The sequence below is a fragment of the Nitrosomonas sp. genome, from assembly GCF_040240425.1.
In the GTDB taxonomy this organism is placed as follows: domain Bacteria; phylum Pseudomonadota; class Gammaproteobacteria; order Burkholderiales; family Nitrosomonadaceae; genus Nitrosomonas.
Genome location: NZ_QPHG01000003.1, coordinates 87,665 through 102,156 on the forward strand (window position 1 = coordinate 87,665; position 14,492 = coordinate 102,156).

Below are 14,492 nucleotides of genomic sequence, written 5' to 3' on the forward strand. Positions count from 1 at the left end.
CAGTCATCCTTCATCACCCATTTCAGGGGTTGCGGTAAAGGTAACGACATTATTGGCCGGCGCATCGGGCGGAATATTCAGGATGCGTAAAGCGCCGGACATGACTTTACTGAACACCGGCGCTGCCACGGCGCCGCCGAAATATTTTCCGGCGGAAGGCTCATCAATCATCACGGCGATGATCAGACGCGGATTCGATGCTGGCGCATAGCCGACAAACGTGGAGATATAGCGCTTATTGGCATATTGACCATCGATCAGTTTATGCGCCGTCCCCGTTTTACCGGCCACGCGATACCCGCTGATTTGCGCTAGCGGCGCCGTGCCGCCGGGCTTGGTCGCCATTTCCAGCATACGGTTCATCGCTTGTGCGGTATCGCGCGAGATGACGCGTTGCCCCATGACCGGCATGTTTTGTTTCAAGAGCGAGATCGGTTTTAATTCGCCGCCGCTGGCAAAAATCGTGTAAGCGCGCGCCAATTGCATCAAGCTAGTGGATATACCATGACCGTACGACATGGTGGCTTGTTCGATCGGACGCCATTTGTTGTAAGGCCGCAAAATGCCGCTGGCTTCACCGGGAAAACCGGAATTCGTCAATGCGCCAAATCCGGAACGGTTAAACATCTCCCACATCGTTTGCGATTCGAGCGACAGTGCGATTTTTGCCGTTCCGACGTTGCTTGACTGCTGAATGATTTGCGCAACCGTCAGCTCGCCTTTGTTGCTGACATCGCGAATGGTTTTTCTGCCCACTTGCCACATTCCCGGCGCGGTTTGCAGCACCGTATTGGCGTTGACTTTGCCGATCTCCATCGCAATCGCCACGGTAAATGGCTTTAACGTTGATCCCGGTTCGAACGTATCAATCAGCGCCCGGTTACGCAGCCGTTCATTGGTAATCGATGATCGTCGGTTCGGGTTGTACGCCGGTAAATTGGTCAAGGCCAGAATCTCACCGGTTTGCGCGTCCAGCACAACGATGCTGCCCGCTTTGGCGTTATTGGCCAGCACCGCTTCTTTTAATTCCGCGTGGGCGCGATACTGAATTCTTCTATCGATCGACAACACCAAATCTTCGCCCGGCTTTGGCGCACGGATGTTTTCCACATCCTCGATGATCTGTCCTTTGTTATCCTTGAGCACACGGCGCCGTCCCAACTCACCCGCCAGCTTATCCTGCCAGCCGCGTTCCACGCCTTCCTGGCCTTCGTCGTTAATATCGGTAAAACCGAGCACATGCGCGGCAAATTCACTTTCCGGATAGTAACGTTTGGATTCGCTGGCGAAATAGATGCCTTTGATCTTCAATTTCATGATCTTTTCGGCGATATCCGGCACTACTTGCCGTTTCAAATAAACAAACCGGCTGTTTTCCCGGCTGATGCGAGCATTGATCTCGGTACTGTCCATCTCGAGCAAACCGGCTAATTGCTTCAATTGCTCCGGCTTGATATCGATCACTTTCGGATCGGCGTAAACGGAGGCAACCGGCGAACTGATCGCCAGAATATGGCCATTGCGGTCGGTAATCATGCCGCGATCGGCGTTCATTTCCACTATGCGGCTATAGCGCGATTCTCCTTTTTCCTGCAGAAAATCATGATTCATTCCCTGCAAGTAAGCCGCACGTCCCGCCAAACCAATCAAACCGAGCGCCAGGAAACCAAACAACAGCCGTGAGCGCCACGCTGATAGTTTGATTTGCCGTACTTCGGGTTTAATCATGGTTTTAACCCTTCCGTGTTCAAGCGTTTTTCTGCATCGTTAATGGATACAATTTGTATGCTGGAAGCAGCGGGCACGGTCATATTCAACCGGTCCTTGGCAATCTGCTCGATCCGCCCGTGCATGATTAATGTGCTTTGTTCCAGTTGCAATCTTCCCCATTCCACATCCAGCTTGCGCTCGATTCCTTTTTCATTTTCCAGCGCCATAAACAGTTTGCGCACCATGTGCTGCGAGGTCACCACGCCCAGCGCGCTCGCGATCAATATAAAAACTAGAAAAATGTTCAGTTTGAACATTCTGTTACCCGTTTATGGTTACTCTTTCAGCCACACGCATCACCGCACTCCTGGCGCGCACATTTCCCGCCACTTCTTGTTCTCCCGGACGCACTGCCCGGCCGATCACGCGCAACGTTTGATTGCTGAACCGCAGCAGATCCTTTTCTTGCAGCGGGATGCCACGAGGTAGTTCGTCCATGCTGGCAGCCTTGCGCATAAATAGTTTGACCATGCGATCCTCCAAAGAGTGAAAACTGATCACCACCAACCTTCCGCCCGGATTCAACAACTCCACACACTGCGGCAAAACGAGCGACAATTCCTCAAGCTCCTGGTTGAGATAGATCCGTATCGCCTGAAAAGTGCGCGTCGCCGGATGCCGGACAATTTCCCGCTGGCGCTGCCGCGAACGCAAAACCGTTGCGACAATCTCGGCAAGTTGTGATGTGGTAACAATAGGCTGCCGCGTTCTTGCCACAATAATCGCTCTTGCAATCTGCCGAGCAAACCGTTCTTCGCCATATTCCTTGATCACCCATCCCAGTTGATCTTCTGCGACTGTCGCCAGCCACTCCGCCGCCGTTTGACCCTTCGTTGTATCCATGCGCATGTCGAGCGGCCCATCGGCGCGAAAGCTGAAACCGCGTGAAATTTCCTCCAGCTGCGGCGACGACACGCCCAAATCCAGCAAAATCCCGTCAACCTTGGCAACGTCCAGCTGCTGCAATATGCGCTGCATATGCGAGAAACTGCCATGCCGGATGCAAAACCGTTTATCCACAATCGCTTGGCCCGACATCACCGCGTCCGGATCTCGATCCATGGCGACTAACCGGCCTTGCTCACCCAATCGCGACAAAATCAAACGGCTATGGCCACCACGTCCAAACGTTGCATCCACATACACACCTTCCGGTTTGATGGCCAATGCATCGACCGCTTCGTGCAACAACACCGAAATGTGCATGAATCGCTGTTACCGCTTCAATTACAGCGTGAAGCCATCCAGCTCAGGCGGCATATCGCCATCCTTGAAAGCCAGCGCATCTTCAATTTGTAAATTCCATTGCACTTCATCCCACAATTCAAACTTAGCCCCCTGGCCAACCAAAACCACATCCTTGGATAACCCGGCAAAAAGGCGCAGCGGCGGCGGCAGCAAAATGCGGCCAGCAGCATCCATCTCGACATCACTGGCATTACCCACCAGCAGCCGCTGCAAATTGCGGGTCTTCGAATCAAAACTAGAAAGATTATTGAGTTTTTGTTCTATCGGTTCCCAGGCTGGCTGAGGATAAATCAATAAACACTTTGAAGGATCGACAGTGACGATCAAATGCCCTGAGCAGGTAGACATCAGCTCGCTACGGTATCTTGCGGGTATCGCAAGCCTACCTTTTGCATCAAGACTAAGTTGCGTGACGCCACGAAACATGCTGTCTCCTCAAATTAAGGGAAAATCCATCGAGGCTCACCAAATTTTCCCACATTTTCCCACCACTTCCCACTTTAATCAAAAAATCCCTGTTAGTCAAGCAAGTAATTGGGTTTTTATAGTTATATGACAAAGACTTAAACGTGATGCGGATTGCCATCAAATGGGCAGCAAAATGTTCAAATAAATAAGATAGATAGAAGAAAAATGAAATGTGAACTGTCAATTCTGCTGAAGAAATGAATTCAGGCAGGCTTGTTTACACCGGCAAAAAACTGCACACTGCACGGCTTTAATTTCCCACTTTAACCTCGCAATGACACCCCAATACTGGACACAAGCCACACAAGAATTGGCGGCATGCGATCCCGTCATGCACCAATTGATCAGGCAGTTTCCCGATGCCACATTGATCTCTCGCGGCTGCGCATTCACGACGCTGGCGCGCTCGATCGTCGGGCAGCAAATCTCCGTCAAAGCCGCCGAAAGCGTCTGGCAAAAAGTGATCGGCGCAATCCCGGACATCACCCCGCATACCATCGCGGCGGCCGAACAGGATTTATTGAGAACATGCGGCTTGTCCGCGAGGAAAGTCACCTACCTGCAAGATTTATCGCGGCACTTCCGCGAAGAGGATTTGAGCGAAACCGCGTGGGGGGAAATGAATGACGAAGCCGTCATCAAGCAATTAGTACAAGTCAAAGGTATCGGTCGCTGGACGGCGGAAATGTTCCTGATTTTCCACCTGCATCGCCCGGATGTGCTGCCGCTCGACGACATCGGCCTGCAACGCGCCATGAGCCTGCACTACCTCGATAAACAACCGGTCGATAAAAAAATTATGCTCGAACTGGCCAAACCGTGGCAGCCGTGGCGCTCGGTCGCCACGTGGTACTTATGGCGCAGCCTTGATCCGTTGCCGGTGGCGTATTGATACTTTGATATTTTAAGTTTCTTATTGTGTTGACGCACTGTAGCCAGATAGATACACTTAGCCGATGCTGGAAATAAGAAAAACCGGGATATTTGTTGATTGGCTGAACGGCTTGCACGATATTCGAGCCAGATCGCGCATCCTGGTACGAATTGAACGTCTGGCAATGGGCAACCCCGGTGATGTCAAACCGATTGGCGAAGGCGTTTCCGAAATGCGAATTGACTATGGCCCAGGCTACCGGGTGTATTTCAAGTCTTTTGGAAATAAATTGATTATTTTACTGGCGGGCGGCGATAAACACAGCCAATCGAACGACATCAAAACCGCTCTGCGCTTGATGCGTGACTTACAGGAAAACAAATGACCGATAGCAAACTACATACGACACCATTCGATGTTGCCGAACATATGAGAACCCCTGAGGAAATGGCCGCTTATCTCGAAGCATGCTTTGAAGAAGCCGGTGACGACGCAGCCTTCATTGCCCGGGCATTGGGTAACATCGCACGCGCCCAAGGCATGTCGCAAATAGCGCGCGATTCCGGCTTGTCACGCGAAAGTCTGTACAAAGCGCTCTCAGGGGAGCGTAACCCCAGCTTTGATACAATCTTGAAGGTTATCCATGCACTAGGCATCAAACTTCACGCAACGGCAACCTCGGCATCGGATCAATAGATCGCTTCTGGGGTTAATGGATGATCCAGATCTGATTGCTCTGCCAGTGGCACATTGAAGGAGTTCGGTTAAAAATTTGTCTATAAAAATTAACGAATTTATGCAGATAGCTTGCTTTTTTAGCTATCTATCCAATTTTAGTTAGACCATTCACACTATGGAAATCTGGCAATCTATCCTTCTAGCAATCGGGGGCAACACAGCACTGCTTGCAGTACTTGCTTTTGTCGCGAAGTCGCTATTCGAGAAAGTGCTCACACGAGACACAAAGAAGTTTGAAAGCGATCTCAAGGCCAAGTCTGATGCGGAGATTGAGCGCCTTAAGAACCAACTACAAATTAGATCTATTGAACATCAGGTTAGGTTTTCGAGGCTTCATGAACGCCGCGCCGAAACAATCGCAAAGCTTTATGGCCTAATCGTAGAGGCGCTTTGGGCGGCAGAAAGCTTCCTGTCTCCGATTGGATGGGTGGGTGAACCGAGCATGAAAGAAAAGCACGCAAGCGCCATGAACAAGCTTGTTGATGCCTTTCGCTACTTTGACCAGCACAAAATCTACTTCGATGAAGATTTGTGCGAATCATTAGACAAGTTGCTTCGAGAAACGCGCAGCCTTGTAATTGAGTTTAGTGTTTGGGCTAGTTACAATGACGCAAAACTTAGCAACGATTCAGCCAAACAAAAACAAGAAGCTTGGTTGAAGAATTGGCAAGCGATTAAGAACGATATTCCTGAAGCACGTCGACAGCTTGAAAACAAATTTCGCTCTATTCTTGGCAACCTCCCAGAGGTCGCCAAGTCGCAACATGTTCAGTAATTCACCGATCCTCGGGCTAACTGGTTAGTCAAGCGGACACCAATAAGCGTAGCTTGTTGCGAGCAGACTAGAGGGTCACATCTTGACATAGCTGACTTTACCGCTCAAAAGCAGAAATCAAAAGCACGCTGAGATTTTTGTTTATCCCACTACAATTTTTAATCCCGTATTAAAGATGTAAACATTTTGCAGTAAGAAATATCCCTACAGTTGTTAACTTGCACTGCTTGTTTTACCTTGCACCTGCTTCCTCGAAAACATTTCGGAACGGCCTATTAGGTTTATCATACGATTCTTTTTCAACTGACCACCCACGAGATTCATGGAACCCATTTACTTCGACCACAATGCCACCACCCGCGTCGACGACGCTGTTTTAGAAGCCATGTTGCCGTATTTCCAGCAGGAATTTGGCAATGCGTCGAGCCGTCACGGTTACGGCATCGTTGCCCGGCGGGCAATCGATAAGGCGCGCAAGCAGGTGGCGGAGGCGGTTGGGGTGCAGCCGGTGCAGGTGGTTTTCACCAGCGGTGGCTCGGAAGCGAATAATCTGTTTGTGCGTGGCGCGGTGGATAGCTTGAAGCCGGGGAATCTGTTCATCAGCGCGATTGAGCATCCGTGCGTGCTAAAACCGGCGCAGGCGATTGCGCGACGCGGTTGCGATCCTTGGCCGTTGCAGCAATTGGCGATCAATGCGGATGGGCAAGCCGATGTGGCGGCTGCCGCTGCGGCGATGCAAACCAATAAACCGGGATTGGTATCGGTGATGCTGGCGAATAACGAAACCGGCGTGATCCAGGATGTTACCGCCATTGCCGAGCTGGCGCGTTCGCATGGCGCTTACGTGCATACCGACGCGATTCAGGGATTGGGTAAAATTCCGGTCGATTTCACTGCGCTGAAAGTCCATGCGATGACGTTATCCGCGCATAAAATTTACGGCCCGAAAGGCGCGGCGGCATTGATCGTCGACAAGCGCTTGCTGTTGAAGCCATTGATATATGGCGGCGGACATGAAAACGGCTTGCGTTCCGGCACCGAGAATGTGCCTGCGATTGTGGGATTTGGTGTGGCGTGCGAATTGGCCGTCGCGCGCTTAGCGGAAACCGCGCAGCACGTTGCCAAGTTGCGTGATCGGCTGGAAACCGGGTTGACCGGCATGGGCGCGGCGATTTTCGGCGGACAAGCGGCGCGCATTCCGAATACCTGTTATTTCGCGCTGCCGGATATCGAGGGCGATACGCTGGTGGTTAAATTGGACAAAGCTGGTTTTGCCGTTGCCGCCGGGGCGGCGTGCTCCAGCGTGAATCCGGGGCAAAGTCATGTGCTGGCGGCAATGCAAATTGATCCGATGCTCGCGCGCTGCGCGGTGCGTGTCAGTCTGGGCCGTGACAACACACTTCAACAAGTGGACGATTTTTTGCGCGCCACGCAACGCATTGTTGCAGAATTGCGCCAGATCAACAGTCTCTCCTTCTAAAAACACCTCGCTAAATCCAAACTTGGTTACAATGCAGCGTCGCTATTATCGCTTTGTATACCAAGCTGCCTAAATCCATTCATTTATGACGAATCAAACCACAAAGCCAGTCAAAGCCATCATCCTGAGCGCAGGACAGGGACGGCGCTTACTGCCGCTGACCGAGAACACCCCGAAATGCCTGTTGCCGGTTGCTGGCAAACCCGTGCTGGCTTGGCAAATCGACGCCTTGCTTGCGGCCGGTGTCGAAGAGGTCACCATTATCACCGGTTTCCAGGTGGCGCAGATTGGGGAGTTACTGCAACAACGGTACGCGCATCATCCCAAGATCAAAATCCTGTTCAATCCCTTTTACGAAGTAGCGGACAATCTGGCAAGCTGCTGGATTGCGCGCACCGAAATGGATAGCGATTTTTTGATATTGAACGGCGATACCGTGATCGAAACCGCGTTGCTGGATAAAGTCTTGAATTCAGAATCCGCGCCCATTACACTGAGCGTGGATTTTAAGGATAGCTACGACGCCGACGATATGAAAGTGCAATTGAACGCCGATGGCTGGGTGCAGCAAGTGAGCAAAATCGTTCCGCCGCATCAAGTCAACGCGGAATCCATCGGGCTGATTTATTTTCGCGGCAACGGTGCGCCACTATTCCGCCAAGCTGTGGAAGAAGCGTTGCGTCATCCGGCGGAGCTGAAATCGTGGTATTTGTCGATTATCGATCGTCTGGCCAAAGAACATTGGGTGAACTCCTGCTCGATCAACGGATTTCGCTGGTGTGAAATCGATTTTATCGAGGATTTGGCCAGAGCCGGTATCATCTTTGACGAGAGCGCATCATGATCAGCACCCCCGAGCTGGAGCTGAATGCCACCATGCGCAAGTTTGGCGCGCCGCAAACGATTATCCGTTCGTTTCAATACTGGTCGGTGCTGTTGCGCCCGGCCCAAGCGACACTGGGCGCGCTGGTTCTAGCCGCGCATGAACCGGCACAGGCCTTTTCGCAGCTGAGTCCGGCCAGCTTCGCGGAACTGCACAGCATCACCGGGCAAATTGAATCGGCACTGGCAAAAGCCTTTCACTATGACAAAATCAATTATTTGATGCTGATGATGGTCGATCCCGATGTGCACTTTCATGTGATTCCACGTTATGCACAACCAAAGCCGTTCGCCGGGATGGAATTTATCGACGCGGGCTGGCCCGCCATGCCGAACCTGGGTCAAGTCAACATCACCGATGCGGCTATAAATCAGCACATCATGAATCACCTTCAATCCTGCTGGTCTTAAGCGAAAAAGCGAGACGACACGTGACCGAAGAAAAAGCCCCTTACATCAAAGAATTTCCTCTGCGTGAAGCGCATCATCTGGTACGCGACCTGATGACGCCGAATCCGTGGATTTATTGGACGGATTTCTTATTTCATATCACGCTGGGCTGGGCGGCTTTTTTTACCGCGCTGTTTTCACCGTTTTTCTCGCTCTGGCAACTGGGCGGATTCATCGTCGCTGTACTCGCCTTGTATCGCTCGGCGATTTTTGTGCATGAGCTAGCGCATTTAAAGAAAGGTACATTCAAGAACTTCCGTCTGGTGTGGAATATCATCTGCGGCATTCCGTTCATGATTCCGTCGTTCACCTACGATGGCGTGCATAACGACCATCACAAACCGGATGTGTACGGCACCAGCGCAGATGGCGAGTACCTGCCGTTTGCGACGCATAAACCGGCGGAAATGGTGGTTTATGTGTTGCTGTCTTTTTTGATTCCAATTGTACTGGCGGCGCGCTTCGTGCTGTTGATGCCGGTTTCGTATCTGATTCCGCCATTGCGCAAAATCGTCTGGGAACGCGCATCATCATTGACGATTGACCCCACTTACCGGCGCGCGCCGGATGCGGTCCGCAACGATCTCAATTGGCGCCAGCAAGAACTTGGTGCTTTCCTGTTCGGCGCAAGCGTCATTGCACTAGTTGTATTGGGTGTGCTTCCTTATTCGTTGCTGGTGTTGTGGTACCTCACCGCAGTGGCCGTTTTCATTCTCAATTCGCTGCGCACATTGGCGGCGCATGCTTACCGCAATCCAGGCGATCGCAAAATGACATTGGCCGAGCAATACCTGGATTCGGTCAATATTCCCGGTAATGTTCTGATCACGCCGTTATGGGCGCCGGTCGGTTTGCGTTTTCACGCTACGCATCACTTGTTCATGAGCATGCCGTATCACAACCTCGGTAAAGCGCAGCGCCGCTTGGTCAATAACCTGACCGATAATTCGCAATACATCAAAACCATCCGCAGCGGTTTATGGCCAGCACTCAAACAAATTTGGCACGAATCCTCCGAAGCCGCCAAAACATCACCGCAACAAAACGGCTAATGCTGTGAAAGCCATCCCAACGGTACAAAACGCCCAACAGCACATCACCCAGCTTGTTTTGCTGCGGCACGGCCAAAGCATCTGGAATCGCGACAAGAAATTCACCGGCTGGAGCGATATTCCGTTGAGCGCCAAAGGCGAGCAGGAAGCGGAACAAGCCGCTTATTTGCTAAAACAGGCCGGTCTTACCTTTGACCTATGTTTTACCTCCGCCTTGCAGCGCGCAAAAACCACCGCGCGGATCGTGCTCTCCGCCATGCAACTGGATCTACCGGTGCATGAAAGCTGGCGTTTGAACGAACGTCATTACGGAGCGCTGGAAGGCATGGAACGCTGGCCAGCCATCAAGAAGTTCGGTATCTGGCCAATTCTGGGTTGCCAGATCAAATTTGATGCAACACCGCCGTATCTGGATGCGCACGATCCCCGCTTTCCCGGCAATCTACCGGGTTACGCCGGTATCGATAAAAATGAGCTGCCGCTCGGAGAAAGCATGCAAAACACCCTGGCGCGGGTAAAACCCTATTGGGAAGAAACCATTCAACCGGAAATTCAGCACGGAAAACGTATCCTGATAGTTTCCCATCGCAATACCTTGCGCGTAGTCACGATGCTGTTGGAGCATCTCACCTCCGGGCAAGCCATGAAAACAAGATTGGCTACCGGCCGCCCGCTGGTTTACGAACTGGATCAGCAAGGTCACGCCGTGCGGCATTATTACGTCGACTAACCGGCTGCAAAAGGCATGCCGACTGTTTATAGTTTTCCTCCCATCGCCGGCAGCGAAGCGAAAATTCTAATCCTCGGCAGCATGCCGGGCGAAGCATCTTTAGCCGCCAAACAATATTACGCCCACCGCCGCAATGCTTTTTGGCCGATCATGGCGCAACTGCTACAAATCAATGCGGAAGCTTCGTATCAGGAAAAAATTGCCGCGCTGCGATCATCGCCGATTGCGCTGTGGGATGTGCTCAAATCGTGCAAGCGCAACGGCAGCCTGGATTCAATGATTGAAACTGGTACGCAAATCAGCAATGACTTCCAGTCCTTTTTTTCTACACACCGCGCCATCACACAGGTATTTTTTAACGGCGGAACGGCGGAGGCTTGTTTTAAACGCTATGTATTGCCCGCCCATAACTTGGGATTGCTCAAACTCTCACGGTTGCCTTCCACCAGCCCAGCCAATGCCCGTTTATCATTTGACGATAAATGCGGAATCTGGCACGAAACGATTGGCTCAGCATTGCGTTCCTGCCATCCCATGCCAAAAATAAAGCAGACGCTTGACGGCGAAGCCCGGGATGCGTTTTACTTATGCACTGGTAGCACGGAACAAAAATGATTAATCAATATTCGACTGAAAGGAATGCACGCGATGAAAAAACTCATTGTCATTGTCCTCGTTATCTTTGCCGCTGGATACGTTAGCTTGATGGTTCAGTATTTTTAGAATCCATAGCGGTTGATGGCGAAAACCGCCTTATCTTAGACATGCGATGCAAAACAAAGCCCGCACGGAATGATCCGGCGATACGAAGGAACAAGTTTTTGATCTCTTTTCCTGAATACGGAAGCGGATTGGATCTTTCTATCCGGCTGCGCACAGCGGGCTGACGTATGCCTTTGTTCAAAACAAATTGCTTTTTATTCATACTGCTGGCCATTGCCACCCTGATATCCCACGCCAGATTTGAACAGTATGTGCAAATTGGTCCCGAGCTTCAGACCGCCGATTGGAAGTTCCGGACCACGGAAAGCAGCCGGGTCGAAGTCACGGAAAATGGCTTGAGCCTGTTTTCCAGCGATGCCAAAACCGGTACCAGCGCGCTCCAGCATCTTCCAATGGTAAAACCCGGCACTGTCTTATTAGTATCCGCTGATATGCGGTGCGCAAATGTGATCGCGGGCATAAAACCCTGGAACTCCGCCCGGCTTCTATTGGCACAAAATGATGGCAAGAAAGACCGCTGGGATCTGCCTCACACGGCGGTTGCCCTGACAGGAAGCCATGACTGGAAAAATTACCGCAAGGCTTTCACCATCGCATCCGGAATCCAAAACATCCAGCTGACCGCACAATTGAGCCAATCCACCGGCTCGTTGCAGATTAAAAATTTGCGGGTTTATCCAGCTTACGAAAATCCGGATTATAAATGGGTTCGCGATATCATTCTGTTGGCTTGGGGCGGATATTTCCTGCTGTTTACCGGTTCATTTCTGTTCATGGACCAGAAAAACATTCTCGCCCGCTTCCTGCTGGTTTCCGCCTTTATCGCCATCATCGCCGGGACAACCCTGCCGGGCGATATGAAGAACCAGATCTCCAACGAAGTTAAAATTCAAATCGATGCCGAAAGTGAATCATTTAAAACAGTCATTCCTTGGGATTTATCCAAAGTCTGGCATCTCGGTTTCTTTTTCCTGTTCGGTCTAATTCTCAGCGTGATGATGAAAAAAGAGCCCATCCTGCAAACAATGACGATTATTCTTCTGCTGGCTGGTGGCACAGAAATCGCGCAACTGTATATTGAAGGGCGAACTCCGTTAGTGAGCGACTTCTTTATTGATGCGGCGGGAGGAGTGGCCGGTATGATTTTGATCAGGGCTTTTGTTTCAAATCAACATGAAAACAAAGCCGCTGCATGATGATTCTTGCACAGCGGAAAATTTTTAACCGTTAAAAACCCGTCATCAGAACCTGACCTGGACGCGATACTTCAGCGTAACTGCGCTTTCCGCTGGAATAGCCACTTGCCATACGGCCGTGTTACTGGCTGGTTTATGGTGCGGCTGGCTTTCTTCGATTATTTTCCAGTCACCTGGTATGGGTTCTTGCACAGTGACCGTAGCCATTTCCTTTTTGGCATTTTTGAGCGTAATTTCGTAAGCGCTTTCAAAACGGTTAATGCCATTGTTCCCGGTGCTTAATTGCTTAAAATCGGTTTGTTTTTTATCCGCGGTGACATCAAAAGACTGTCCCAGCTTTACCCGCACGATCTCGTTCTTCGGTGTGTGATCTATGCGATCTTCACCGACGAACTGAGCGTTTCCGGCTTTATCACGTTTGTAGGCGCGTAAAATACCTTTGGGCAGCGGTATGCCTAACCGGGCCGATTCTTTATTATCAAACTGCATGAACACGCTCACTTTCAGTTTCTGTCCCAGATCACCATAACCGGAAGCGTAGTAATAATCGCTGCCCGACAGCACCAGCTCTTTTCGGGCTGGCACGCCGGAGGCATTCAGTAGCGCGACTTGTTTGGTTTGATTCTCGGCAATCGTCGTTAACCTATCCAGGTTATAGAGATGATATTCCATGAGCGATTCCTGGCGCATCGGCTCGACAGCGCTATCCGCCGCCATTTTGGCTCTCATCGCTACCGGTGCCGCGAATTCTTGCTGCACCCGGTTGATATCACCGGCCACCAATTGCAGTTTCGCATTGACATAACGAGTACCACTGGTATTCGTCAGCGTTACCCAGCCGGATAAATCCAGTTGATCATCCGCATCATTCAGTTCAGCGACATAGTCCGCTTTCCAAGCCAGACCGCCGGTCAAATAACTCAGCTCCAACGCTTGCGCTGTGTGGCCATGGTGAATTCCCTCAATCACTAGCGTGGGACGATCACGCAAGTTGCCGGGCACATTCTCAAAGGTGATACGGCCCGGCAGTCCGGTTTCAATACGATCGGCCATTTTGAGCACCACACCCTCAGTAGCGGCCAGCACCAATGCGCTCTCTTTGCTTTCAACACCGGTAGCCGGATTGATTTTAACGACCGACACTGTTTGACCGACGTATTTATTCAGCAGGCTTTGCGGCGTAAGCAAATCGAAATTGAAGTTTTGCTCGGCAATTGTAATGCTACCCGGATTGGTGACACTCCTTAACAAGGCCGTTTCAGGCCGCATAAGCGCGCTGACATCGCGCCAGGCCAGATTAAAATCACCCTTGGCCAAGGAAACATTCCGCACATCTTTTATCAGTGCTAAGTCATTGTTATAGATAGTTACTGCCACCGCTTTCTGATCATTCAGCGTGCTCAGCCGTTCGTCAGAACCGGCCATGACCGCACCCTGACCAAACGATAGAATGCAGCTTGCAATTAATAGCACAGGATAAAAAGCGCGGCGCGTTGTACGCATTGAATTCCCCTCTTGAAGAAGCTTAAAGCGGGTTTACTTGCCGGACTTAGGCCGTTCAAACGACAAGACTTTACCGGCGGGAGCTTGTTCCAAAGTATGCAGTATTTCTTTAGGTTCCTGAAGCGCTTTGAACAAACCCGTTTCTCCAAGCACATTGGCCCACATTTTCTGCGAAATCTGTAAACAAGCGGCCATCGGGTTGCCAGCCTGCTTGCGAATTTGATCGACTTGCCATTGCAGGCCGGTCATGCGCGGTTTGAGATGAGCCGGTGCTTGTGCAATCAATTCATTGATCATGTCCTGGCGCATGGCTTCAAACTTCTCCGGTTCCTCGCGAGCAATCCTGGACCAGTGGTCAAAATCAAAATCCGGTATTTTGTCTTTTTCATCCATGAAAATATTTTAGCACTTTGATATCAGAGCGGATGAGTGATGTGCTGACAATCAATGCAAATTGTGGCAACTAAAATGCATTGTTTCACGCTCTGATCCAATTATATCCTGATGCTACGGACAAAAAATTTGGATTCAGGAGCTATAGCGCTCAGTCAAATCCCACGCGGAGTTATTTTCCTGTAATCAATAAAAAAGCCGGAATCAGCT

General features: G+C 50.9%; 17 protein-coding genes. 11 read left to right on the forward strand and 6 right to left on the reverse strand.

Annotated elements, in window-relative coordinates; all coding sequences use genetic code 11:
* Positions 1 to 3: 3 nt before the first annotated feature.
* The 4 genes from DU481_RS01740 to mraZ are packed head-to-tail and all read right to left on the reverse strand — an operon-like array spanning position 4 to position 3,444.
* Positions 4 to 1,728 (reverse strand): peptidoglycan D,D-transpeptidase FtsI family protein, encoded by a 1,725-nt coding sequence (locus DU481_RS01740; protein WP_090315204.1) that lies wholly within the window; start codon positions 1,726 to 1,728, stop codon positions 4 to 6.
* Entirely contained in the window at positions 1,725 to 2,027 is a 303-nt protein-coding gene (gene ftsL, locus DU481_RS01745) for a cell division protein FtsL (RefSeq protein WP_090315202.1), read from the reverse strand. Before ftsL ends, DU481_RS01740 begins: the two co-directional genes overlap by 4 nt.
* 4 nt (positions 2,028 to 2,031) lie before the next feature.
* Complete coding sequence (gene rsmH, locus DU481_RS01750; RefSeq protein WP_350131792.1) at positions 2,032 to 2,976, reverse strand: 16S rRNA (cytosine(1402)-N(4))-methyltransferase RsmH; 945 nt, start codon at positions 2,974 to 2,976, stop codon at positions 2,032 to 2,034.
* Between the two features lie 21 nt (positions 2,977 to 2,997).
* Positions 2,998 to 3,444 (reverse strand): division/cell wall cluster transcriptional repressor MraZ, encoded by a 447-nt coding sequence (mraZ, locus tag DU481_RS01755; protein ID WP_121166635.1) that lies wholly within the window; start codon positions 3,442 to 3,444, stop codon positions 2,998 to 3,000.
* A gap of 316 nt (positions 3,445 to 3,760) precedes the next feature.
* Between mraZ and DU481_RS01760 the strand changes: the two genes are divergently transcribed.
* The 11 genes from DU481_RS01760 to DU481_RS01810 all read left to right on the forward strand — a co-directional run bounded on the left by DU481_RS01760 (position 3,761) and on the right by DU481_RS01810 (position 12,386).
* Positions 3,761 to 4,378, forward strand: a complete 618-nt coding sequence (locus tag DU481_RS01760; protein WP_350131796.1) for a DNA-3-methyladenine glycosylase family protein — start codon at positions 3,761 to 3,763, stop codon at positions 4,376 to 4,378.
* A 64-nt stretch (positions 4,379 to 4,442) separates the two neighbouring features.
* Positions 4,443 to 4,745, forward strand: coding sequence for a type II toxin-antitoxin system RelE/ParE family toxin (locus tag DU481_RS01765; protein WP_350131799.1), 303 nt, complete (start codon positions 4,443 to 4,445; stop codon positions 4,743 to 4,745).
* A complete protein-coding gene (locus tag DU481_RS01770) occupies positions 4,742 to 5,056 on the forward strand; it encodes an addiction module antidote protein (protein ID WP_350131802.1) in 315 nt (104 codons plus the stop codon). Before DU481_RS01765 ends, DU481_RS01770 begins: the two co-directional genes overlap by 4 nt.
* A 157-nt stretch (positions 5,057 to 5,213) precedes the next feature.
* Complete coding sequence (locus DU481_RS01775) at positions 5,214 to 5,873, forward strand: hypothetical protein (RefSeq protein ID WP_350131805.1); 660 nt, start codon at positions 5,214 to 5,216, stop codon at positions 5,871 to 5,873.
* A gap of 322 nt (positions 5,874 to 6,195) precedes the next feature.
* The gene (locus DU481_RS01780; RefSeq protein ID WP_350131808.1) at positions 6,196 to 7,353 is read left to right on the forward strand and encodes a cysteine desulfurase family protein; all 1,158 of its coding nucleotides are present in this window, start codon (positions 6,196 to 6,198) and stop codon (positions 7,351 to 7,353) included.
* A gap of 85 nt (positions 7,354 to 7,438) precedes the next feature.
* The gene (locus DU481_RS01785; RefSeq protein WP_350131811.1) at positions 7,439 to 8,197 is read left to right on the forward strand and encodes a phosphocholine cytidylyltransferase family protein; all 759 of its coding nucleotides are present in this window, start codon (positions 7,439 to 7,441) and stop codon (positions 8,195 to 8,197) included.
* Positions 8,194 to 8,646 (forward strand): HIT domain-containing protein, encoded by a 453-nt coding sequence (locus tag DU481_RS01790; RefSeq protein ID WP_350131814.1) that lies wholly within the window; start codon positions 8,194 to 8,196, stop codon positions 8,644 to 8,646. Before DU481_RS01785 ends, DU481_RS01790 begins: the two co-directional genes overlap by 4 nt.
* Before the next feature lie 20 nt (positions 8,647 to 8,666).
* Positions 8,667 to 9,737 (forward strand): fatty acid desaturase family protein, encoded by a 1,071-nt coding sequence (locus tag DU481_RS01795; protein ID WP_350131817.1) that lies wholly within the window; start codon positions 8,667 to 8,669, stop codon positions 9,735 to 9,737.
* Positions 9,738 to 9,741: 4 nt separating this feature from the next.
* Positions 9,742 to 10,467, forward strand: a complete 726-nt coding sequence (locus DU481_RS01800; RefSeq protein WP_350131820.1) for a 2,3-bisphosphoglycerate-dependent phosphoglycerate mutase — start codon at positions 9,742 to 9,744, stop codon at positions 10,465 to 10,467.
* Positions 10,468 to 10,482: 15 nt separating this feature from the next.
* A complete protein-coding gene (locus DU481_RS01805) occupies positions 10,483 to 11,082 on the forward strand; it encodes a DNA-deoxyinosine glycosylase (RefSeq protein ID WP_350131822.1) in 600 nt (199 codons plus the stop codon).
* A 275-nt stretch (positions 11,083 to 11,357) separates the two neighbouring features.
* Positions 11,358 to 12,386 (forward strand): VanZ family protein, encoded by a 1,029-nt coding sequence (locus tag DU481_RS01810; protein WP_350131825.1) that lies wholly within the window; start codon positions 11,358 to 11,360, stop codon positions 12,384 to 12,386.
* A gap of 45 nt (positions 12,387 to 12,431) precedes the next feature.
* Here the strand turns inward: DU481_RS01810 and DU481_RS01815 are convergent, their stop codons facing one another.
* On the reverse strand, positions 12,432 to 13,889 hold the full coding sequence (locus tag DU481_RS01815; RefSeq protein ID WP_502889901.1) for a DUF4139 domain-containing protein: 1,458 nt from the start codon (positions 13,887 to 13,889) through the stop codon (positions 12,432 to 12,434).
* Positions 13,890 to 13,922: 33 nt separating this feature from the next.
* Positions 13,923 to 14,282, reverse strand: a complete 360-nt coding sequence (locus tag DU481_RS01820; RefSeq protein ID WP_350131828.1) for a DUF3135 domain-containing protein — start codon at positions 14,280 to 14,282, stop codon at positions 13,923 to 13,925.
* Positions 14,283 to 14,492 lie beyond the last annotated feature (210 nt).

Bases quoted from the DNA above. Each gene is read 5' to 3' on its own strand.
- DU481_RS01790 (WP_350131814.1), top strand. From the start codon at position 8,194: ATGATCAGCACCCCCGAGCTGGAGCTGAATGCCACCATGCGCAAGTTT.
- ftsL (WP_090315202.1), bottom strand. From the start codon at position 2,027: ATGTTCAAACTGAACATTTTTCTAGTTTTTATATTGATCGCGAGCGCG.
- DU481_RS01760 (WP_350131796.1), top strand. From the start codon at position 3,761: ATGACACCCCAATACTGGACACAAGCCACACAAGAATTGGCGGCATGC.
- DU481_RS01740 (WP_090315204.1), bottom strand. From the start codon at position 1,728: ATGATTAAACCCGAAGTACGGCAAATCAAACTATCAGCGTGGCGCTCA.
- mraZ (WP_121166635.1), bottom strand. From the start codon at position 3,444: ATGTTTCGTGGCGTCACGCAACTTAGTCTTGATGCAAAAGGTAGGCTT.
- DU481_RS01765 (WP_350131799.1), top strand. From the start codon at position 4,443: ATGCTGGAAATAAGAAAAACCGGGATATTTGTTGATTGGCTGAACGGC.
- DU481_RS01785 (WP_350131811.1), top strand. From the start codon at position 7,439: ATGACGAATCAAACCACAAAGCCAGTCAAAGCCATCATCCTGAGCGCA.
- DU481_RS01805 (WP_350131822.1), top strand. From the start codon at position 10,483: ATGCCGACTGTTTATAGTTTTCCTCCCATCGCCGGCAGCGAAGCGAAA.
- DU481_RS01815 (WP_502889901.1), bottom strand. From the start codon at position 13,889: ATGCGTACAACGCGCCGCGCTTTTTATCCTGTGCTATTAATTGCAAGC.
- DU481_RS01820 (WP_350131828.1), bottom strand. From the start codon at position 14,282: ATGGATGAAAAAGACAAAATACCGGATTTTGATTTTGACCACTGGTCC.
- DU481_RS01770 (WP_350131802.1), top strand. From the start codon at position 4,742: ATGACCGATAGCAAACTACATACGACACCATTCGATGTTGCCGAACAT.
- DU481_RS01780 (WP_350131808.1), top strand. From the start codon at position 6,196: ATGGAACCCATTTACTTCGACCACAATGCCACCACCCGCGTCGACGAC.
- DU481_RS01775 (WP_350131805.1), top strand. From the start codon at position 5,214: ATGGAAATCTGGCAATCTATCCTTCTAGCAATCGGGGGCAACACAGCA.
- DU481_RS01810 (WP_350131825.1), top strand. From the start codon at position 11,358: ATGCCTTTGTTCAAAACAAATTGCTTTTTATTCATACTGCTGGCCATT.
- rsmH (WP_350131792.1), bottom strand. From the start codon at position 2,976: ATGCACATTTCGGTGTTGTTGCACGAAGCGGTCGATGCATTGGCCATC.